14 protein-coding genes are annotated in these 22,002 nt (G+C 30.6%); 10 read left to right on the top strand and 4 right to left on the bottom strand.

The genetic code is table 11. The features are described 5' to 3' along the window. The 3 genes from Q0733_RS07900 to Q0733_RS07910 form a co-directional block, all read left to right on the top strand. On the top strand, positions 1–2,666 hold a 2,666-nt coding region (locus tag Q0733_RS07900; RefSeq protein WP_298781021.1), incomplete at its 5' end, for a tandem-95 repeat protein. Positions 2,667–2,712: 46 nt separating this feature from the next. Beyond that, the gene (locus tag Q0733_RS07905; RefSeq protein WP_298781024.1) at positions 2,713–3,627 is read left to right on the top strand and encodes a type IX secretion system membrane protein PorP/SprF; all 915 of its coding nucleotides are present in this window, start codon (positions 2,713–2,715) and stop codon (positions 3,625–3,627) included. Positions 3,628–3,639: 12 nt separating this feature from the next. Further along, a complete protein-coding gene (locus tag Q0733_RS07910) occupies positions 3,640–5,613 on the top strand; it encodes an OmpA family protein (RefSeq protein ID WP_298781027.1) in 1,974 nt (657 codons plus the stop codon). An 84-nt stretch (positions 5,614–5,697) separates the two neighbouring features. On the opposite strand, the gene thrC is transcribed toward Q0733_RS07910, so the two are convergent. From thrC to Q0733_RS07930, 4 genes are all read right to left on the bottom strand, one after another. Further along, on the bottom strand, positions 5,698–6,981 hold the full coding sequence (thrC, locus tag Q0733_RS07915) for a threonine synthase (RefSeq protein WP_298781029.1): 1,284 nt from the start codon (positions 6,979–6,981) through the stop codon (positions 5,698–5,700). A 91-nt stretch (positions 6,982–7,072) separates the two neighbouring features. Next, a complete protein-coding gene (locus tag Q0733_RS07920; RefSeq protein WP_298781030.1) occupies positions 7,073–7,996 on the bottom strand; it encodes a homoserine kinase in 924 nt (307 codons plus the stop codon). Positions 7,997–7,999: 3 nt separating this feature from the next. Beyond that, positions 8,000–10,438 (bottom strand): bifunctional aspartate kinase/homoserine dehydrogenase I, encoded by a 2,439-nt coding sequence (thrA, locus tag Q0733_RS07925; protein ID WP_298781033.1) that lies wholly within the window; start codon positions 10,436–10,438, stop codon positions 8,000–8,002. Positions 10,439–10,757: 319 nt separating this feature from the next. Further along, the gene (locus Q0733_RS07930; RefSeq protein WP_298781036.1) at positions 10,758–12,323 is read right to left on the bottom strand and encodes a hypothetical protein; all 1,566 of its coding nucleotides are present in this window, start codon (positions 12,321–12,323) and stop codon (positions 10,758–10,760) included. 131 nt (positions 12,324–12,454) lie between these two features. Here Q0733_RS07930 and Q0733_RS07935 point away from each other — a divergent pair, with 131 nt between their 5' ends. The 7 genes from Q0733_RS07935 to ilvA all read left to right on the top strand — a co-directional run bounded on the left by Q0733_RS07935 (position 12,455) and on the right by ilvA (position 21,905). Continuing rightward, the gene (locus Q0733_RS07935; RefSeq protein ID WP_298781039.1) at positions 12,455–13,630 is read left to right on the top strand and encodes a 2-isopropylmalate synthase; all 1,176 of its coding nucleotides are present in this window, start codon (positions 12,455–12,457) and stop codon (positions 13,628–13,630) included. Between the two features lie 27 nt (positions 13,631–13,657). Next, positions 13,658–14,779 (top strand): 3-isopropylmalate dehydrogenase, encoded by a 1,122-nt coding sequence (gene leuB / locus Q0733_RS07940; protein ID WP_298781041.1) that lies wholly within the window; start codon positions 13,658–13,660, stop codon positions 14,777–14,779. Positions 14,780–15,128: 349 nt separating this feature from the next. Then, positions 15,129–16,805 (top strand): dihydroxy-acid dehydratase, encoded by a 1,677-nt coding sequence (gene ilvD, locus Q0733_RS07945; protein ID WP_298781044.1) that lies wholly within the window; start codon positions 15,129–15,131, stop codon positions 16,803–16,805. Positions 16,806–16,816: 11 nt separating this feature from the next. Further along, entirely contained in the window at positions 16,817–18,550 is a 1,734-nt protein-coding gene (gene ilvB / locus Q0733_RS07950) for a biosynthetic-type acetolactate synthase large subunit (protein WP_298781046.1), read from the top strand. Position 18,551: 1 nt separating this feature from the next. Next, complete coding sequence (ilvN, locus tag Q0733_RS07955) at positions 18,552–19,082, top strand: acetolactate synthase small subunit (RefSeq protein ID WP_298781048.1); 531 nt, start codon at positions 18,552–18,554, stop codon at positions 19,080–19,082. Between the two features lie 10 nt (positions 19,083–19,092). Beyond that, the gene (gene ilvC, locus Q0733_RS07960) at positions 19,093–20,568 is read left to right on the top strand and encodes a ketol-acid reductoisomerase (protein ID WP_298781051.1); all 1,476 of its coding nucleotides are present in this window, start codon (positions 19,093–19,095) and stop codon (positions 20,566–20,568) included. Positions 20,569–20,642: 74 nt separating this feature from the next. After that, a complete protein-coding gene (gene ilvA / locus Q0733_RS07965; protein WP_298781053.1) occupies positions 20,643–21,905 on the top strand; it encodes a threonine ammonia-lyase IlvA in 1,263 nt (420 codons plus the stop codon). Positions 21,906–22,002: the final 97 nt, after the last annotated feature.

The following is a 22,002-nucleotide window of genomic DNA, read 5'->3' on the forward strand; positions in this document are numbered from 1 at the left end:
CTATTACTTATGAAGTAGAAGATGCAGAAGGGAATTCAGATACAGGAACGTTAACTTTAACCGCAGATCCATTACCAATTGCTACTGATGATACAGCAACGTATACACCAGGTTCTGCAAGTGATCCAATAGATGTAACGGGTAATGATACAACAGGAGATGTAGTAGATCCAACTACAGTAACCTTATTAGATACAGGTTTACCAACTGGATCAAGCTGTACAGAAACAGATGCAGCAGGCGATTGTATAGAGATGACGGTACCAGGAGAAGGAGTTTGGACAGTAGATCCAACCACAGGTGCTTTGACATTTACCCCAGAATCAGGATTTGAAGGAACGCCAACAGCTATTACTTATGAAGTAGAAGATGCAGAAGGGAATTCAGATACAGGAACGTTAACTTTAACCGCAGATCCATTACCAATTGCTACTGATGATACAGCAACGTATACACCAGGTTCTGCAAGTGATCCAATAGATGTAACGGGTAATGATACAACAGGAGATGTAGTAGATCCAACTACAGTAACCTTATTAGATACAGGTTTACCAACTGGATCAAGCTGTACAGAAACAGATGCAGCAGGCGATTGTATAGAGATGACAGTACCAGGAGAAGGAGTTTGGACAGTAGATCCAACCACAGGTGCTTTGACATTTACCCCAGAATCAGGATTTGAAGGAACACCAACAGCTATTACTTATGAAGTAGAAGATGCAGAAGGGAATTCAGATACGGCAACAGTAACATTAGTAGTTCCTAATTTAGCTGATATTGTAACAGTTAAGACAGATAAAAATGAGACTTATAAACCTGGAGATATTGTTGTTTATACAATAACAGTTACTAATGAAGGACCAGGAAATGCGAGTAACGTATCGGTAATAGATCCATTTCCAGCTGGAATTTCTGTTGGTACTTGGTCAAAAGATTCTGGAGCAACAGTAAATGGAGAATTAAATGATACGATACCTGTTTTATTAAATGGAGAAACAATTACTTATACTGTTACATTAACAGTTCCAGGAAGTTTTACTGGAGATTTAATAAATATTGTATCTGTAACAAGCGATACTCCAGATCCGGATCCAACATGTGCAGGATGTACAGATATAAATATAGAAAATACAGTTGTTGCAATTGATGATTTTAATAATACTTATGTTGATACACCAACAAGCGGTTTTGTTTTAACTAATGATATAGATGAAGATGGTAATACTCTTACGGTTACAACAACAAGAGTTCTAACTGTAGAAGGAGTTTGGGTTGATATAGATCCTGTAACAGGAGAATATACATACACTCCTTTAAGAGGTTTTATTGGATCAGATAGTTTTACTTATACTATTTGTGATAATGGTATACCACAAGAGTGTGATTCAGCTACTATATACATTACAGTAATTGGGCCAATAACAGACGGTATTAACAATCCACCTGTTGCAAATAATGATACAGGAACTACTGAAATGAATACACCAGTTAGTGGAAGTTTATTACCAAATGATTTTGATGTAAATGGAGATGTTATTACAATAAATACAACTCCAATTTCTAATCCAGAAAATGGAACTGTAGTAATTAATGCTGATGGTACATATACATACGTACCTAACCCAGGTTTTGTTGGAAAAGATGTATTTACTTATGAGATTTGTGATGATGGTACACCACAAGAATGTGATACAGCTGTTGTTGTTATTACTGTCTTACCAGATAATGGAACAAATGACACTTATGCTAATGATGATGGTTATAATACAGATAATGGAGAAGCAGTGAGTGGTAATGTGTTAGATAATGACACAGATCCAGAAGCAAATGATCAAACTGTAAATGAAGTACCAGTAGTAAATGTAAGTAATGGAACTTTAACATTAAATTCTGATGGAACGTTTACCTATGTACCAAACGCAGGATTTACAGGTAATGACTTTTTTGTTTATACAGTTTGTGATAATGGAACTCCAGTAGTTTGTGATATAGCAACAGTAACAATAACAGTAAACCCATTATTATTAGTTGATTTATCAATCAATAAAACAGTTAATACTCAAAATCCAGTTGTTGGAGAAGAAGTTACCTTTACAATATCTGTTACAAACAGTGGGCCAGGTTTAGCTACTCTTATTGAAATAGATGAAACATTGCCTTCAGGTTACAGCTATGTTTCTCATAGTACAAATACAGGAGTCTATGATGGTTTCTCTACATGGAGTATTCCTAGTTTATCAAATGGAGCAACAGAAACATTAACAATAGTTGTTAAAGTAGAAGAATCAGGAGAATATTTAAATACTGCTAGTATTACTTTTTTAAACGAGATAGATTCTAATGATACTAATAATAGTTCTAGTGCAGAAACTACACCAATTTGTTTAACTATCTATAATGAATTTTCTCCTAATGGAGATGGTGTTAATGAATTCTTTAAAATAGATTGTATAGATAATTATCCAAACAATACGTTAGAAGTATTTAACAGATGGGGTAACTCAGTTTATACTAAAAAGAAATATGATAATACTTGGAATGGTTTATCAGACGGTAGAGTTACTATAGATCAGAAAAGTAAATTACCTGTAGGTACATATTATTATGTTTTAGATCTAGGAGATGGATCTGAACCAAAAACAGGATGGATTTATCTAAATAGATAAATAATTAATGGAAAGCATCAAAAATATCAAGATAAAAAAACAAGAAATGAAAGTGTCTAAAATTATAGTTTTACTAATGATTACGTTGTTTACAATGTATTCTCTTAAAGCTCAACAAGACCCCCATTATACTCAGTATATGTTTAATACTATGAGTATAAATCCTGCGTATACAGGATCAAAAGGCCATTTTACTGCTTCAGCACTTGGAAGAACACAGTGGGTTGGTATAGATGGGGCTCCAGACACACAAAATTTTAGTTTTCATACTCCGCTCGGATATAGTGGTGTAGGTTTAGGGTTTAATTTTGTAAATGATGAACTAGGTCCTGCAAAAGAAACTTATTTTGATGGGAATATTTCATATACCTTAAGAACAAGTGATAAAAGTCAATTTGCTTTTGGATTAAGATTTGGTGGAAGAACTTTAAATTTGGATTGGTCTAAAGGAAGTTTTCAAAACACAGATGTATTATTTAATGAGAATGTAGATAAATTTTTACCCACAGTTGGTGCTGGTATTTATTTTCACACACCTAAAGGTTATATTGGTTTTTCAATTCCTAATTTTTTAAGAACAGAACATTATAATGATTTAGTAGTAGCTTTAGAAGTAGAAAGATTACATTACTTTTTAATTGCAGGTTACGTTTTTGATTTATCAGATTCAGTTAAGTTTAAACCAGCAACTATTGCTAAAATAGTTGATGGAGCTCCTTTATCAATAGATGTTTCTGCTAACTTTTTATTTAACGAAAAATTTAATTTAGGGGTAGCTTATAGATGGGATGATTCAGTTAGTGCAATAGTTGGTTTTCAAATATCAGATAGTTTAAATATTGGATATGCTTATGATTTAACAACCTCTAACTATAAAAATTATAATTTTGGTACTCATGAAGTAATGTTAACTTTTGATATATTAAGACAAGCAACACTTAAGTCTCCAAGGTTTTTTTAAAAATAAATGTTTATGAAAAAATATATTGTTATAATATTATTATTCTTTATATCCATTTCATATGGGCAAAGAAAATACGCAGCAGATAGATATTTTAAGGAGTTTTCATATGTAAAATCAGCTGAACTTTATGAAGCAATTTATAATCGTGGTGATGATTCTAAACTTGTATTATCTAGATTAGCAGATTCTTATTATTTAAACTCTAAAACCAAAGAAGCAGCTTTTTGGTATGAAAAATTATTTTCTCTTTATGAAAAAGACAATTTAGATTCAGAATATTATTTTAAATACTCTCAGAGTTTAAAAATAAATGGAGATTATGAAGAGTCTGATAAATGGTTGTTAAAGTTTAAAGAATTTAATGATACAGATAGTCGGCTTTATGCTTTAACAGGAAAAAGAAATTATTTTGAAGATTTTACTAAAGAAGGAAACACATACGTAAATATTCATAATCTATCAACCAATACAAAATATTCAGATTATGGTGGTTTTATATCAAACGATAAAGTTTTTTTTTCATCTACAAGACCAGAAGGAGATCTAAGTAAGAATAAAATTTATCAGTGGAATAAACAACCATTTTTAAATATTTATGAAGCAGATGAATATATTTCGGAAAGTGAAAACATGATAAATCATATAGATTTTATTAATGTACAAAAAAATAAAGATATTAATTCTCAGTACCACGAAGCATCAGCCGTAATAACGCAAGATGGTACGAAAATGTATTTTACAAGAGATAATTTTGATGGAAAAAAATTAAGAAGTGACAAAAAGAGAGTATCTCATTTAAAAATTTTTAGCGCAGAATTAGTTAATGGATCATGGACTAATATGGTTGAATTACCATTTAATAACCTTAATTATTCAGTAGGTCACCCAGCATTAAGTTTAGACGAAAAAGTATTGTATTTTGTATCAGATATGCCAAATGGATATGGTGCCACAGACCTTTATAAGGTTTCTATTTTAGGTAATAATAAGTTTGGAGAAGTTGTAAATTTAGGAGAAGATATTAATACAGAAGGGCATGAGATGTTTCCTTTTGTTGATAGCGATAATAAATTATACTTTTCATCCAATGGACATATTGGTTTAGGAGCTCTAGATGTTTTTGAAAGTCAAATAACTGAAACTGGATATGAAAGCCCTGTAAATTTAGGAGTTCCAATAAATAGCAATAAAGATGATTTTTCTTTTTCAATAGATAAAGAGAAAACAAGAGGTTATTTTTCTTCTAACAGAGAAGGAGGTAAAGGAGATGATGATATTTATAGTTTTGTTATTAACAATAATAAAGTTATTGTTTGTGAAGAATTTATAGAAGGAGTTGTTTTTAATAAAGACACAAAAGAAACAATAGCAGGAGTTAATGTTAATTTAATTGATATAACTGGTAAAATTATTGAAAGAAGAGTTTCTGATGCATCAGGTAATTTTTCTTTTGGTAAAAAAGATTGTGGATTAAACTTTACAGTTTTAGGAGGAAAAACTGAGTTTCAATCAGATATTGTTAAAATTAATACTAAAGATATTCATGAATTGAAGTTAAAAGTAGATTTAAATTTAACACCTATAGTTTTTGAAACAGAAATTGTAATTAACCCTATTAGATTTGATTATAATAAATCAAATATAAGGGAAGATGCAGAATATGAGTTAGAAAAAGTAGTTACTGTATTAAAAGAAAATCCAGAAGTTATAATAAAAATAGAATCTCATACAGATGCAAGAGGCTCTAGAGAGTATAATAGAAAGTTATCTGATAGAAGAGCAAAATCTACAAGAGATTATATTCTTTCTAGAGGTATTGCCAATCATAGAATAGAAAGTGCAATAGGTTATGGAGAAGATAGACTATTAAATGAATGTGATGATTTTTATAATAAAAGTTGTACAGATGAAGAGCATCAAAAAAATAGAAGGTCTTATTTCTTTATTGTAAAAGGGAAGTATGTAAAAGCAGAAAATAAATAAAAATTTTATCTAGTTATTTAAGATAAAAAAAGTCCTAGCATTTTAAAATGTTAGGACTTTTTTTAAAAATTCTTTTAATAAATTTTAATTCATCAAAAAGTTCTTCAAATCTTGATAAGAAGAGGCTTTTATAGCCACTTTTTTATTATTGATAACTTTTTTAATCTGTTCGGGTATTTCTACTTTTACAGGTAATGTTTCTTCAACAACATCTAAAAATTTTACAGGATGTGCAGTTTCTAAAAATACACCAAACTCATTTTCCTGCAAATTATGTTTTTGTAAACCTAAGTAGCCAACAGCCCCATGAGGGTCAGAAATATAACCAGAGTTATTATAAATAGCTTTCATTGTTGCACGAGTTTCATCATCAGAAAAACTATAAGAAGAAAAAGCCTTTTTTAAGGTTTCTAAATCATTATTAAATAATTCTTGAATTCTGATAAAGTTACTTGGATTTCCTACATCCATGGCGTTAGAAATGGTTGCTATAGATGGTTTAGGTTTATATACACCATCAATTAAATAATTAGGTACTGTATTATTTACATTGGTAGAAGCTACAAAATGTTTAATTGGCAAGCCTAATTTTTGAGCCATTATTCCTGCACAGATGTTTCCAAAATTTCCGCTGGGTACAGAAAAAATTAAATCTTTATTTTCTTTTTGAAGTTCTTTATACGCAAAGAAAAAATAAAACATCTGTGGCAACCAACGGGCCACGTTTATTGAATTTGCGGATGTTAGTGTTTTTTGAATTTCTTCATCTAAAAAAGCAGTTTTCACCATCTCTTGGCAGTCATCAAAAACACCATCAACCTCTAAGGCAGTAATATTTTGACCTAATGTTGTTAATTGTTTTTCTTGAATATCACTTACTTTTCCTGAAGGATATAAAATAACTACATTAACGCCTTTTGCACCTAAAAAACCATTTGCAACAGCACCACCAGTATCACCAGAAGTAGCCACTAAAACGGTAACTTCACTATCATTACCTTTATTAAAATACTCTAAACACTTTGCCATAAATTTAGCTCCAACATCTTTAAAAGCCATTGTGGGTCCATGAAACAATTCTAAAGAAGCAATATTGTCATCCACTTTTACCAAAGGAAAATCGAAAGAAACAGTTTCTTTAATAATTTCTTTTAAAATATTTGACGGAATTTCATCACCAACAAATTGTTTAATTACTTCAAAAGCAATTTCTTGATTTGAGTAATTACCTATATTTTTTATAAAATCTTCTGATAGAGGTGTAATTGTTTCAGGGAAATAAATTCCTCTGTCCTTTGCTAAACCTTGTACAACTGCATTTTTAAAAGTTGATATTGGCGATTTATGATGTAAACTATAATAGTTCATGTTTTTTTGTTTTTGTCATTTTGAGAGGTACGAAGCAAGCTATTTGTTAATTAATGAGATTACTTCAGTCATTTTTCCTTCGTTATGACGGTTATTCTAATATTTTTATTCCTTCATGATTCACTTTTGAAATAAACATTTCAAAGTCAATACCGGTATTTTTATAACTATTTTCTATGTTTTTGTAGACACTTTTAGCAATGTCATCACCTTTACATAAAGCAAAAATTGTTGGACCAGAACCGCTAATTCCAGCACCTAAAGCACCGGCTTTTGTTGCTGCGTTTTTAACATCGTCAAAAAATGGAATTAATTTTTTTCTATAAGGTTCTACAATAATGTCTACTAAAGAATTACTGATTAAGCTGTAATTATCTGAATATAAACCGCTAATTAAACCACCAACGTTTGCCCATTGTGTTACTGCGTCTTTTAAGGCAATTTCTGTGGGTAAAACTTCTCTAGCATCTTTTGTTTTTACTTCTACCTGCGGATGAATAGCCACAACTCTTAATTCACTCGGAACGGGTAGTTTTATGATTTCTAAAGGACTGTAACTTCTAACTAAAACAAAACCGCCATAAATTGCAGCAGAAACGTTGTCTGCAATTGGGGTTCCGCAAGCAACTTGTTCACCAAACATGGCAAATTTTGTCAATTCTAAATCAGAATAAATATTTCCTAATAATTGATTTGCGCCAAAAGCTGCACCAGCAGAACTAGCTGCTGAGCTACCTAATCCGCTTCCTGGAGAATATCCTTTATGTATTGTTAATTCTATTCCAAAATCTGCTTTTGCTTCTAAAAGCATTTTTTTAACAACTGCACCTGCAGCATTTTTATCAACATCAAAAGTTAAATTTGCACCAGTAATTGCTGTAATTTTTACACCTTTTTTAGTTGTTTTTGTAAAAGACATTTCATCTCCAACTTGATCAACGGCAAACCCCATAGAATCAAATCCGCAAGAAACATTAGCAACAGTTGCAGGAGCAAATATTTTTAAATAATTCATAATTTATTGATTTGCAATTCTAATTACATCAGCAAAAATACCAGAAGCAGTAACATCTGCTCCAGCTCCAGCTCCTTTTATAATTAGCGGGTTTTTTGGGTATCTGTCTGTAAAAAACAAGACAATATTATCACTTCCTTCTAAATTATAAAAAGGATGATCTGCAGCAATATGCTGTAAACCAACATTAGCAGTTCCATCAACAAATTCTGCAACATATTTTAAGCGACAATTTTTATCGTTTGCCTCTTTAAATATATTTTGAAAATGACCTTCGTTTTTAATTAATGAGGCATAAAAACCTTCATTGTTAGTTGTTTTTAAACTGTCTTCAGGTAAAAAAGCATTGTTTTTAATATCTGTTAATTCTAATTTATAACCACTTTCTCTAGCTAAAATTAAAATTTTACGAGCAACATCAACACCACTTAAATCAATTTTTGGATCTGGCTCAGTATATCCTTCTTTTTGAGCAGCCTCAACAATATCATGAAATGTTGAATTTGCATTAAAATTATTGAAAACAAAGTTTAAACTACCAGATAAAACTGCTTGTATTTTCAGAACTCTGTCTCCAGAATTAATCAAATTTTTAAGCGTATCTATAATTGGTAAACCTGCACCAACATTTGTTTCAAATAAAAAAGATGCGTTATATTTTCTAGAAACTTGTTTTAAAGTTTTGTAATTTTCAAAGCTAGAAGCACAAGCAATTTTATTACAAGTTACTACAGAAATACTATCACGTAAATACTTTTCATAGATTTCAGAAACTTGTTGATTTGCTGTATTATCTATAAAAACACTATTTCTATGGTTGGCTTCTTTTACTTTTTTATGAAAACTATCTATAGTTGTTGGTTCTCCATTTTCTAATGCTTCTTTCCAGTTATCTAGATTAATACCTGCATTGTCAAAAGCCATTTTTTTAGAGTTTGCAATTCCGATAACTCTAATATTTAATTTTAAGTTTTCTTTTAAGAATTCTTTTTGCTGATGTAATTGTGCTAAAAAGCGCTCTCCTACATTACCAACACCAGTAACAAAGAGGTTTAATTGTTTTGTTTTTTCTTCAAAAAATTGCTCATGTAAAATATTTAATGCTTTTTTTGCATCATAATTATTGATTACAGCAGAAATATTTTTTTCTGATGAACCTTGTGCGATTGCTCTTACATTTACATTATTTCTTCCTAAGGCGCTAAACATTTGTCCGCTTAAACCTTGATAGTTTTTCATACTCTCACCAACCACCGCAATAATTGCCAAATCTTTTTCTACAATAATTGGCTTTATTTTATTCTTCTCAATCTCTCTATTAAAAGTTTCATCTAAAAGTTCTTTTGCTTTTGCTGCATCATTTTCATAAACACCTACACAAATAGAGTGTTCAGAAGAAGCTTGTGTAATAAAAATAACATTTATTTTTGCTACAGAAAGTGTTTCAAATAATCGTTTAGAAAAACCAGGAATTCCAATCATTCCACCGCCTTCTAAAGTAATAAGGCTAATATCTTCTATATGAGAAATCCCTTTTACTTCATTTCCGTTTTTAGGATTCTTGCAGATTAAAGTTCCAATACTTTCTGGTTCAAAAGTATTTTTAATTCTGATGGAAATTTCTTTTCTTAAAGCTGGCTGAATTGTTGGTGGATACAATACTTTTGCACCAAAATGAGACAATTCCATTGCTTCTTCATAAGAAATTTCTGAAATAGGATATGCTTGTTTTACAACTCTAGGGTTTGCAGTATACATTCCACTAACATCAGTCCATATTTGTAATTCATCAGCATTTAATGCCGCGGCATAAATGGCTGCTGAATAATCAGAACCTCCTCTTCCTAAAGTTGTAGTTTTTCCATCAATATTAGAAGAAATAAAACCTCCTAAAAGAGTAACTTGATGTTTGTTGTTATCAAAAAAAGAAACAATATTTTTATTGGTAATTTTAAAATTTACTTGTGCATTTAAGTACTCGTTGTTAGTAGATATTAAATCTCTACTTTCTTTATGTGTAGCGTTTAAATTTTCTTTTGCTGCGTTTGCAATTATGAAAGAAGATAATCTTTCTCCAAAGCTACAAACCTTGGCAAGTGTTTTATTTGAGAGTTCTTGCAATAAAAAAACACCTTCAAAAATCGATTGTAATTTGTTAAACAAATAGGTTACTTCTTCAATAACTTCTTTTTTGTTTTTCCAAATTAATTCATCAATTACAGAAAAATGTAATTCTTTAATTGATTGTATAATTTCTTTAGCTTTGGTAATATCTTTTAAGGCAGTATTTGCCCCATGCAATAAATTATCAGTGGTTTTTCCAAAAGCCGAAACTATAATTGCTACTTTATTTTCTTGTGATGTTTTAGCAACAATGTCTAAAACTTTTTTTATGTTTTCTGAGTTGGCTACTGATGAACCTCCGAATTTTAATACTTTCATTTTTAATGATAAATATTTGAATAATTAAATTTTTGTTGATGTTGTTTCCTTTTGTTAGAAACAATATAATAACCTGAAATGATATGAATATAAATGAACCCCTAAAGGGTTGTAATTGTAGTAATTGTGCGAATAATTTTATTCATAAAAATACAACCTACAGAAGTAGGATTAGAAGAGTTTGTATTTAATTTTGAATAATTCACAAGGCAAAAATAGGCGTTTTATTTATTTTGAAAGCCTTCAATATGATTTATTTTGATAATTGTATTCATAAATGTGAAGTTCGCAAAAAATAAATGCTATAAATAAAAAATGTTTATTTTTTGTTTGAGGTATTTATTTTTTCTTTAATAATTTCTGCAATTGGTTTGTTTTTTATTTTACTTTCTAACCAAGATAAAATATCTAAATATAAAAAGGCTCTTTTTTCATAAGGGTGATCTTCGTACATTTTTAGTTTGGTATGAATTTTTTTAAATTCATTTTTAATTTCATGAGGAAAAACATCGCTTAAATCTCTAATTGATGTTAAAAATACTTTTTGAACTTCTTGTAAGTTTTCCATCTTTAATAAAAACTTATAAGTGTCTAAAAATTGTCTTTCCAAGTCATAATCTAAACCACACTCATAATGTGCAATTAAGTTTAGTACTCTTGCAAAACATTGTAAATCTTCTGCGGAACTTAGGTTTTTAGAGTTTATTATTTTTTGTAGATATTCTATACACAACTCATTTTTACCCATACCAAAATACAAACAGGCAATTTTGTAATACAACATTACTATATAATGAGTGTCTAACCTGTTTCTATAATAATTTATTTTTTCATTAATAATATCTACCAAATATTCGCCTTCAGAGAATGAAGCTTCTAAAAAGTGTAAGTGTAACTTGTTAGCATACAAGTATTGAAATATTAGAATTTCTGTATTTGTATTTAAAGGAATTACATTCTGTTTAATCTCGTTTTCAAAAGCAATTAGTTCTTCTTGAAAAGTTGATGTTTTTTGCACAAAAAATAAAGCTTCTAAAAGGTAGTTAATTCCTTTTAAATAAAATACAGGGTGTTGAATTATATATTTTTTATTTTCTTTAAATAACCCAATCCATTTGTTAGCGTACTTATAACTTTTTAAAAAGTCTTGAGTTAAAAAACTAAACCACAAGTGAGATTTGTAAAGCCATAATTTTTCCCTAAAGCCAAAATTATCAAACTTATATTTAGGTAATTTACTGTAAAAATATTCATTTATAAACTCTAACTCATCATTGTTTTTTACATATCCGTTTTGTAATAAATGGCTATACAATTGTAAAGATAAATTAGATAATTTACTTGCTACTACGTTTTGCTGACTCAAATCTTTTGCTTGTATAGAAAGTTGGTCAGCTCTATTACTCAAACTTCTTGTAATGTATTGTGTTTCTATTACTTTTTCTAATTCTACAATTTCGTAAGCAATATTTTTTTCTTCATTATCTAATGCTAAGTTTTTAGCTTTATCTAATAATTTTAAACTTTGTTTATATAAACCTTTTTGATATAAAACAGTAGCAAAATCTAATTGTTCTCTAATTTGAATTCTTATATTTTTATGTGCTGGGTTTAATCTTAAACTAATTAATATTTGTTTATATAAATGTGCTTTTAAGTTTGATAATTGTTGTTTAGAAACAATATCACTTTTAATAATTACCTTTTCGTCATAAACTTTTAATTTTTCTAAAAATTTAAAAAGAGAAAAAAATTTAGCATCAATATTGCCTCCTAATCTACCAACATAAAGGTTAAATTGTCTTTTTTCAGACTTTGTTAAAGACTTAATTAGCACAAAAAGTGCATCATTTTGTTGACTGGCTGATGTAATGTTTTTACTCATAACTTATTGGTAATTAGTTTTTTATGATTTTAATATACATATTAGGAATCGTGAAAAACGGTAAAAAATAACATAATTTGAAAATGCAAGATATATTTTTGATTTAATATAAAGATAATCTTTACAAAATTATGCAAGACAATAAAGTTCAAATTTTCGATACAACCTTAAGAGATGGTGAGCAAGTACCAGGTTGTAAATTAGACACAAAACAAAAATTGGTTATTGCAGAAAGATTAGATTTACTTGGCGTAAATGTAATTGAAGCTGGTTTTCCGGTATCAAGTCCAGGAGATTTTACTTCTGTTTCTGAAATTGCAAAAATTGTAAAAAATGCGACAGTTTGTGGTTTAACAAGAGCTGTAGAAAACGATATTAAAGTTGCAGCAGAAGCTTTAAAATTTGCAAAACATCCAAGAATTCACACAGGTATTGGTACCAGTGATTCTCATATTAAGTTCAAATTTAATTCAACTAGAGAAAAAGTAATAGAAAGAGCTGTAAAAGCGGTTTCTTATGCTAAGTCTTTTGTAGAAGATGTTGAGTTTTATGCAGAAGATGCAGGTAGAACAGACAATGAGTATTTAGCAAGAGTTTGTGAAGCGGTCATAAAAGCAGGAGCAACTGTTTTAAATATTCCGGATACTACAGGTTATTGTTTGCCAGAAGAATATGGCGCAAAAATGAAATACTTGCGAGAAAACGTAAGAGGAATTGAAAATGTAACCTTATCATGTCATTGTCATAATGATTTAGGTATGGCTACTGCAAACTCTATTGCTGGTGTTATAAACGGAGCTCGTCAAATAGAGTGTACTATAAATGGTATTGGAGAACGTGCTGGAAACACAGCTTTAGAAGAGGTTGTTATGGTGTTAAAACAGCACCCTTATTTAAATTTAGAGACTTCTGTTAATTCAAAGTTATTGTACGATACTAGTATTTTAGTTCGTGAAAGTATGGGTATGCCAGTGCAGCCAAACAAAGCAATAGTAGGTGCAAACGCATTTGCTCATAGTTCAGGAATTCATCAAGATGGAGTAATCAAAAATAGAGAAACATATGAAATTATGGACCCTGAAGACGTTGGTGTTACAGAAAGTGCCATTGTTTTAACGGCAAGAAGCGGTAGAGCAGCTTTAGCTTACAGAGCTAAAAAAATTGGTTATGAACTAACAAAAGTTCAGTTAGACGTTGCATATAAATCTTTTTTAGAGACTGCTGACAAACAAAAAGAAGTAAAAGATGAAGATATTCATGCAATCATGAAAGAAGTAAATGAAATTTCTAAAATAGCAACAGTATAAGTAAAAATTAAGTAAGAATATCAAAGGATGAAGTTTACAATAGCAGTATTACCTGGTGATGGAATTGGGCCTGAAGTTACAAATCAAGCAATAAAAGCGTTAGAAGCTGTTGCAGATGTGTATGATCATGTTTTTATATTCAAAGAAGCAAAAATGGGCGCTTGTGCTATTGAAAAAACAGGAAGTCCTTTGCCAGATAAGACAATAGAAATCTGTAGAAAGGCAGATGCGATTTTGTTTGGTGCAGTAGGCGACCCTAAATATGATAATAACCCTTCAGCAAAAGTTCGCCCAGAGCAAGGTTTATTACGTTTACGTAAAGAACTTGGTTTGTACTGTAACGTAAGACCTGTAAAAGCATATAGTAAATTGATTAAAAATTCTCCTTTAAAAAGAGAAGTGATTACTGGAGTTGATATCGTTGTTTTTAGAGAATTAACTGGTGGTATATATTTTGGTAATAAGGAGTTAAGTGAAAATCAAAAATCAGCTTTTGATGTTTGTACTTACTCTGTAGAAGAAATTACAAGAGTAACACATTTAGCTTTTAAAGCAGCTCAAGATAGAAAGAAAAAAGTAACCTTGGTTGACAAAGCAAACGTTTTAGAAACTTCTCGTTTATGGAGAAAAACAGTTACAGAAGTTGCTAAAGAATATAAAGATATAGAATTAGAATTTTTATTTATTGACAATGCTGTAATTCAGTTAATTTTAAACCCAAAACAGTTTGATGTTATTCTTTCTGAAAACTTATTTGGAGACATTCTTTCAGATCAATCCAGTGCAATTGGAGGTTCTATAGGGCTTTTAGCATCTTCTTCTGTGGGTAAAAAAAATGCCTTATTTGAACCTATTCATGGTTCTTTTCCGCAAGCAACTGGTAAAAATATAGCAAATCCATTAGCCTCTATTTTATCAGCAGCTATGATGTTAGAACATTTAGGTTTGCAAGAGGAAGCAGATGCAGTAAGAAGAGGGGTAGAAAAATCTTTAGATTTAGGTATTACTACTGAAGATATAAAAGGTAAAAATCAATATGCAGCTGCTACCTCAAAAGTAGGAGATTTTATTTCAGATTATATTATGAATCAGGAAGATAGTAATATTAATTTCCAAAATATTCACATGGGTCAAAGTACAATTATTTAAAAAACGAAAAATATTTTAGGAAATTTAAATTTATTTTTGCAATATTTGAACAGAAATGGAAAAACAAATTTTAAATATTATTTCAATTGTCATTGTCAATGTAATTATTACATGTTGATGTGGAAGTAATATTTTTAAATTTTTAAAATAGCACCTTCCCCAAAAACGGAAGGTTTTTTTATGGATATATTTCAATGATTGAATGTCATAATAAAATAGTGTTAAAAAATTGATTTTCAGATTTTTATGTATTTTTATGAACACGTGAATTTAAAAAATAGTATTGAGTTATTTTCAATAAAAATAGTAAAAAATAGTAATTTAGTCATCAAATTGAAGAAAACATTAAATGGAATTAAATAAATACAGCAAAAGATTAACACAAGATGAATCTCAACCAGCATCGCAAGCAATGTTGTATGCAGTTGGTTTATCTGATGAAGATATGAACAAAGCTCAAGTTGGTATTGCAAGTACAGGTTATGATGGTAATCCATGTAACATGCACTTAAACAATTTGGCTGCAGAAGTAAAAGTTGAAAGTAAAATTGCAGGTTTAGTTGGTTTAGGATTTAATACAATTGGTGTTTCTGATGGTATTTCTATGGGAACTTCTGGTATGAATTATTCATTAGCTTCTAGAGATATTATTGCAGATTCTATAGAAACAGTAATGAATGCACAGAGTTATGATGCGTTAGTTTCTGTAGTTGGTTGTGATAAAAATATGCCTGGAGCCGTAATTGCTATGTTGCGTTTAAATCGACCATCAATTATGATGTATGGAGGTACAATTGCATCAGGAAAATATAAAGGAAGAAAATTAAATATTGTTTCTGCTTTTGAAGCGTTAGGGCAAAAAGTTGCTGGCGAAATTGAAGAAGAAGAATATAGAGAGATTATAAAAAGAGCAATTCCGGGAGCAGGTGCTTGTGGAGGAATGTATACTGCAAATACAATGGCTTCTGCTATTGAATGTATGGGGTTTGCATTGCCTTACAATTCATCAATTCCTGCTGAGAATCCTAATAAATTATCTGAAGCAGAAAGAACAGCTTTAGCTATTAAAAATTTACTAGAATTAGATTTAAAACCTTTAGATATTATTTCTAAAAAATCTTTAGAAAATGCTATTGCAATTGTAAATGCTTTAGGGGGTTCTACAAATGCAGTATTACACTTTTTAGCAATTGCGCATGCAGCAGATATTGAGTTTACATTAGCAGATTTTCAAAGAGTTTCTGATAGAACTCCGTTAATTGCAGATTTAAAACCATCAGGAAAATACTTAATGGAAGATGTGCATGGAGTTGGTGGTACACCAGCAATCATGAAATACTTATTAGAAAACGGTTATTTACATGGAGAGTGTTTAACCGTAACTGGTAAAACGTTGGCAGAAAATTTAGCTGATGTTAAAGCGATGGAATTTGAAGATCAAGATGTAGTTTTTCCAAAAGATAAAGCGTTAAAATCATCAGGAAATTTACAGATATTATACGGAAACCTTGCTGAAGAAGGAGCGGTTGCAAAAATTTCTGGTAATGAAGGTTTATTGTTTGAAGGAAAAGCGGTTGTGTATGATGGTGAGCAAGCAGCAAATACAGGAATTTCAAACGGAGAAGTAGAAAGAGGAGATGTAGTCGTCATTAGGTATGTTGGACCTAAAGGAGGGCCAGGAATGCCAGAAATGTTAAAACCAACTTCTTTAATTATGGGAGCAGGTTTAGGAAAATCTGTTGCTTTAATAACAGATGGTCGTTTTTCTGGTGGAACTCATGGTTTTGTGGTCGGACATATTACACCAGAAGCACAATCTGGAGGTGCAATTGGCTTATTAGAAACAGGAGATAAAATTAGAATTAGCGCAGAAGACAATTCAATTAATGTTTTATTATCTGATGAAGAGTTAGCGAAAAGAAAATCTAAATGGGTTGCACCTGAACTAAAACACAAAAAAGGAATTTTATATAAATATGCGAAATCAGTAGCATCTGCATCTAAAGGATGTGTAACTGACGCTTAATAATTTATAATATGGAAACACAAACCATAAAAAACAAAGAAAAATCTACTAAAACTACTGAACGTATTTCTGGTAGCGAGGCAATTGTTAGAAGCCTTATAGAAGAAGGGGTTAAGATTTTGTACGGTTATCCTGGAGGGGCAATTATGCCTGTTTATGATGAGTTGTATAAATATCAAGATAAAATCCATCATGTATTAACACGTCATGAGCAAGGTGCAACTCACTCTGCGCAAGGGTATGCTCGTATTTCTGGCGAAGTTGGTGTTGCTATTGCAACGTCAGGCCCTGGTGCAACCAATTTAATTACCGGTATTGCAGATGCACAAATAGACTCTACACCAATGGTGTGTATTACGGGTCAGGTTTTTTCTCATTTATTAGGAAGTGATGCATTTCAAGAAACGGACATTGTTGGTATTTCTACACCAGTTACAAAATGGAACTGTCAAGTAACAAAAGCGTCTGAAATTCCTGAAGTAATAGCTAAAGCTTTTTACATTGCAAGAAGCGGTAGACCTGGACCTGTTTTGGTAGATATTACTAAAGATGCGCAAATAGAAGAATTTGATTTTTCTTATGAAAAGTGTACAAAAGTAAGAAGTTATTCTCCAGTTCCTAAAACAAATATTTCATCTCTTAAAGCTGCAGCAGAATTAATAAATTCAGCTAAGAAACCTTTAGTTGTTTGGGGGCAAGGAGTAATTTTAAGTGAAGCAGAAGAAGCTTTTAAGGCGGTTATTGAAAAAGCAGGAATCCCTTCTGCGTGGACGATTTTGGGTGCTTCTGCAATACCTACTAGACACCCATTAAATGTTGGTATGGTTGGTATGCATGGTAATTATGCACCAAATATTTTAACTAATGAATGCGACGTTTTAATTGCAGTTGGAATGCGTTTTGACGATAGAGTTACTGGTAAGTTAGATGAGTATGCTAAACAAGCAAAAGTGATTCATTTTGAAATAGATCCTGCAGAAATAGATAAAAATGTTAAAACAGATGTTGCAGTTTTAGGTGATGCAAAAGCTAGCTTAGAAGCAATTTTACCTTTAATAAATGAAAACTCTCATACAGATTGGCATCAAAAATTTAAAGATTTGTATGAAGTAGAATATGAAAAAGTAATAAAAAACGATATACATCCAACCAAAGAAGGTTTAACAATGGGTGAGGTTTTAAATCAAATTAATATTTATAGTAAAGGTAATGCCGCAATAGTTTCTGATGTTGGTCAGCACCAAATGATTGCTTGTAGATATGCAGAGTTCAATAAAACCAAAAGTAATATTACTTCTGGTGGTTTGGGTACAATGGGTTTTGGTTTACCAGCAGCGATAGGAGCAAAAATGGCTGCCCCGGATAGAGAAGTAGTTTCTATATCTGGAGATGGAGGTTACCAAATGACGATTCAAGAATTAGGAACTATTTTTCAGCAAAAAGCAGCTGTAAAAGTGGTGGTTTTAAATAACGATTTCTTAGGAATGGTGCGTCAATGGCAACAGTTATTTTTTGATAAGCGTTATGCATCAACAGAAATGGTAAACCCAAATTTTGTTGCCATAGCAGAAGGCTATTATATAAAAGCAAGAAAAGTTACAAAACGAGAAGATTTAGCAGATGCTGTTAAAGAAATGATGGAAAGTAAAGAGGCTTATTTTTTAGAGGTTTGTGTAGAAAAAGAAGGAAATGTGTTTCCAATGATTCCTACAGGAGCAAGTGTTTCAGATGTAAGATTATCATAATATGAATATAGAAAATCAATTATTTACCATATCAGTTTATACTGAGAATAATATAGGATTGCTAAACAGGGTTTCTGCAATTTTTCAAAGAAGAGGAATCAATATAGAGAGTTTAAATATTTCTCCATCAGAAATAGAAGGTGTTGCTAAATTTACAATTGTTGTAAATATGGCAGAGGATAATGTTAAGAAAATTATCGGTCAGTTAGAAAAGCAAGTAGAGGTAATAAAGGCGTATTATCATGATTTAGATAATATTATTTATCAAATTTCGGGTTTATTTAAAATTAAATCTGAATTATTGTTTGAAGAACGTCAAATTCAAAATATAATTAAAGAGAGTAACGCAAGAATTGTTACTGTAAATAAAGACTTTTTTGTGCTAGAGAAATCTGGAAAAAAAGATGAAATAGTAGAGTTATATAATCAGTTAAGTGTTTTTGGTATTATGCAATATACTCGTTCTGGTTTAATTGGGATAACCAAAGAAGAAATGAAAATTTCTACATTATTAGAAACATACAACAACTAAATAAATTAAAATGTCAAATTATTTTAACACATTAACATTAAGAGAAAAATTAGAACAATTAGGAAAATGTCGTTTTATGGATGCTTCAGAATTTGAAGACGGAGTAAGCGCATTAGAAGGAAAGAAAATTGTTATTGTGGGTTGTGGTGCCCAAGGTTTAAATCAAGGTTTAAATATGAGAGATTCTGGTTTAGATATTTCTTATACTTTAAGAGAAGCTGCTATCCAACAAAAAAGACAATCTTTTGTTAATGCTTCATCTAACGGATTTACTGTTGGAACTTATGAAGAGTTATTACCAAATGCCGATTTAGTAATCAACTTAACACCAGATAAGCAACATACTAATGTTGTGAAAACAATAATGCCTTTAATGAAAAAAGGAGCAACATTAGCGTATTCTCATGGTTTTAATATTGTTGAAGAAGGAATGCAAATTCGTGAAGATTTAACGGTAATTATGGTTGCGCCAAAATGTCCAGGATCTGAAGTAAGAGAAGAATATAAAAGAGGGTTTGGTGTACCAACATTAACTGCGGTTCACCCAGAAAATGATCCACAAGGAAAAGGTTGGGCACAAGCAAAAGCCTATGCAGTTGCAACTGGCGGTCATAGAGCAGGAGTTTTAGAATCTTCTTTTGTTGCTGAAGTAAAATCTGATTTAATGGGAGAACAAACTATTTTATGTGGTTTGTTACAAACAGGAGCAATTTTATCTTTTGATAAAATGGTAGCAGAAGGAATTGATGCTGGTTATGCAGCTAAATTAATTCAATATGGATGGGAAACTGTAACAGAAGCTTTAAAGCATGGTGGAATTACAAACATGATGGACAGGTTGTCCAACCCTGCAAAAGTAGAAGCTTTTAGATTATCAGAAGAATTAAAAGATATTATGCGTCCATTGTTTCAAAAACATATGGATGATATTATGACAGGTCATTTTTCTAAAACAATGATGGAAGATTGGGCTAATGATGATGTAAACTTATTAACTTGGAGAGCTGCAACAGGCGAAACTGCATTTGAAAAGCAAGAAATAACTTCGGATGAAATTTCTGAACAAGAATATTTTGATCACGGTACCTTATTGGTTGCTTTTGTAAGATCTGGTGTTGAATTAGCTTTTGAAGCAATGACAGAATCAGGTATTATAGATGCTTCTGCATATTATGAATCTTTACACGAAACGCCATTAATTGCAAATACAATTGCAAGAATGAAGTTAGCAGAAATGAACCGTGTAATTTCTGATACGGCAGAATACGGTTGTTATTTATTCGATCATGCTTGTAAACCTTTATTAACTGATTTTATGAAAACGGTTTCTACAAACGTAATTGGTAAACCATTCAGTTCTAAAAACGATGTTGATAATCAAGAGTTAATTAAAATTAATGCGATTATTAGAAATCACCCTGTAGAAATTGTAGGTGCTAAATTAAGAGCTTCTATGACAGCAATGAAAGTGATAAAATCAGCATAATTTACAAAGATTTTTAAATTTTATAAAACCTGTCAGAAATTAAATTCTGACAGGTTTTCTTTTTACATTTGAATATGCAAACAGAACCAATTTTTTTTCCAAGTTTAGAGGGTGTAAAAACTGCAGCAGATAATTTACAAGGAGTTGCTTATAAAACACCGTTAAGTAAAAACAACAATCTTTCTAAGCAGTTTAATGCAAATATTTTTTTTAAAAGAGAAGATTTACAAGTTGTACGTTCATATAAAATTAGAGGGGCTTTTAATAAAATGTCTTCTTTAAATAATGATGAAAAACAACACGAAATTGTTTGTGCAAGTGCTGGAAATCACGCCCAAGGCGTTGCTTTATCTTGTAAATTATTACAGATAAAAGGAACTATTTTTATGCCATCACCAACACCTAATCAAAAAATTAACCAAGTAAAAATGTTTGGCGAAGATTTTATTGATGTGGTTATTGGAGGAGATACTTTTGATGATGCTTTTAATGCAGCTAAATTAGAATGTGATGCTAAGAACAAAACTTTTATTCATCCTTTTAATGATGAAAAAGTAATTGAAGGACAAGCAACAGTTGGATTAGAAATTTTAGAACAATCACTAGAGAAAATAGATTATATTTTTGTGCCTATTGGAGGTGGAGGTTTATCATCCGGATTGTCTACTGTTTTTAAATTATTGTCTCCCGAAACTAAAATTATTGGTGTAGAGCCATTTGGGGCTCCATCAATGCTAACATCTATTAAAAACAAAAAAAACACAATTTTAGAGAAGATTGACCCCTTTGTAGACGGAGCAGCTGTAAAAAAAGTAGGAGATCTAAACTTTGCAATTTGTCAGAAAAATTTAGATGAAGTTATTACTGTACCTGAAGGTAAAATTTGTCAAACAATTTTAGATTTATATAATAAAGATGCAATTGTTGTAGAGCCTGCTGGTGCTTTAAGTATTGCTGCGTTAGATTTTTTTGCAGATAAGATAAAAGATAAAAATGTAGTTTGTGTTGTAAGTGGTAGTAATAATGATATTACAAGAACGGCAGAAATTAAAGAAAGAGCCTTGTTGTATGCAAATTTAAAGCATTATTTTATTTTAAGGTTTCCTCAAAGAGCAGGAGCGTTAAAAGAATTTGTAGCTGAAATTTTAGGCCCAAATGATGATATTACTCATTTTGAATATACTAAAAAGAATAATAGAGTAAATGGTTCAGCTGTTGTTGGGTTAGAGCTGAGTTCGTCTGAAGACTTAGAGCCTTTGATTCAAAGAATGAAAGAAAAAAAGTTTTTTGGCGACTATTTAAACAATAAGCCAGATTTGTTTGAATTTTTAGTTTAATTTTTAAATTAACGTCGAAAACAATTTCGTGTTTTTTAAATAGAAATTACTTGTTTTGAGCTTAATTTAACTAATTTTGATGATAAGATAATAGTCA

Source organism: uncultured Polaribacter sp., assembly GCF_947500975.1.
Lineage (GTDB): Bacteria > Bacteroidota > Bacteroidia > Flavobacteriales > Flavobacteriaceae > Polaribacter.

Coding starts and splice junctions, on each gene's coding strand:
- Q0733_RS07905 (WP_298781024.1), top strand. CDS start 2,713: ATGAAAGTGTCTAAAATTATAGTTTTACTAATGATTACGTTGTTTACA.
- Q0733_RS07910 (WP_298781027.1), top strand. CDS start 3,640: ATGAAAAAATATATTGTTATAATATTATTATTCTTTATATCCATTTCA.
- thrC (WP_298781029.1), bottom strand. CDS start 6,981: ATGAACTATTATAGTTTACATCATAAATCGCCAATATCAACTTTTAAA.
- Q0733_RS07920 (WP_298781030.1), bottom strand. CDS start 7,996: ATGAATTATTTAAAAATATTTGCTCCTGCAACTGTTGCTAATGTTTCT.
- thrA (WP_298781033.1), bottom strand. CDS start 10,438: ATGAAAGTATTAAAATTCGGAGGTTCATCAGTAGCCAACTCAGAAAAC.
- Q0733_RS07930 (WP_298781036.1), bottom strand. CDS start 12,323: ATGAGTAAAAACATTACATCAGCCAGTCAACAAAATGATGCACTTTTT.
- Q0733_RS07935 (WP_298781039.1), top strand. CDS start 12,455: ATGCAAGACAATAAAGTTCAAATTTTCGATACAACCTTAAGAGATGGT.
- leuB (WP_298781041.1), top strand. CDS start 13,658: ATGAAGTTTACAATAGCAGTATTACCTGGTGATGGAATTGGGCCTGAA.
- ilvD (WP_298781044.1), top strand. CDS start 15,129: ATGGAATTAAATAAATACAGCAAAAGATTAACACAAGATGAATCTCAA.
- ilvB (WP_298781046.1), top strand. CDS start 16,817: ATGGAAACACAAACCATAAAAAACAAAGAAAAATCTACTAAAACTACT.
- ilvN (WP_298781048.1), top strand. CDS start 18,552: ATGAATATAGAAAATCAATTATTTACCATATCAGTTTATACTGAGAAT.
- ilvC (WP_298781051.1), top strand. CDS start 19,093: ATGTCAAATTATTTTAACACATTAACATTAAGAGAAAAATTAGAACAA.
- ilvA (WP_298781053.1), top strand. CDS start 20,643: ATGCAAACAGAACCAATTTTTTTTCCAAGTTTAGAGGGTGTAAAAACT.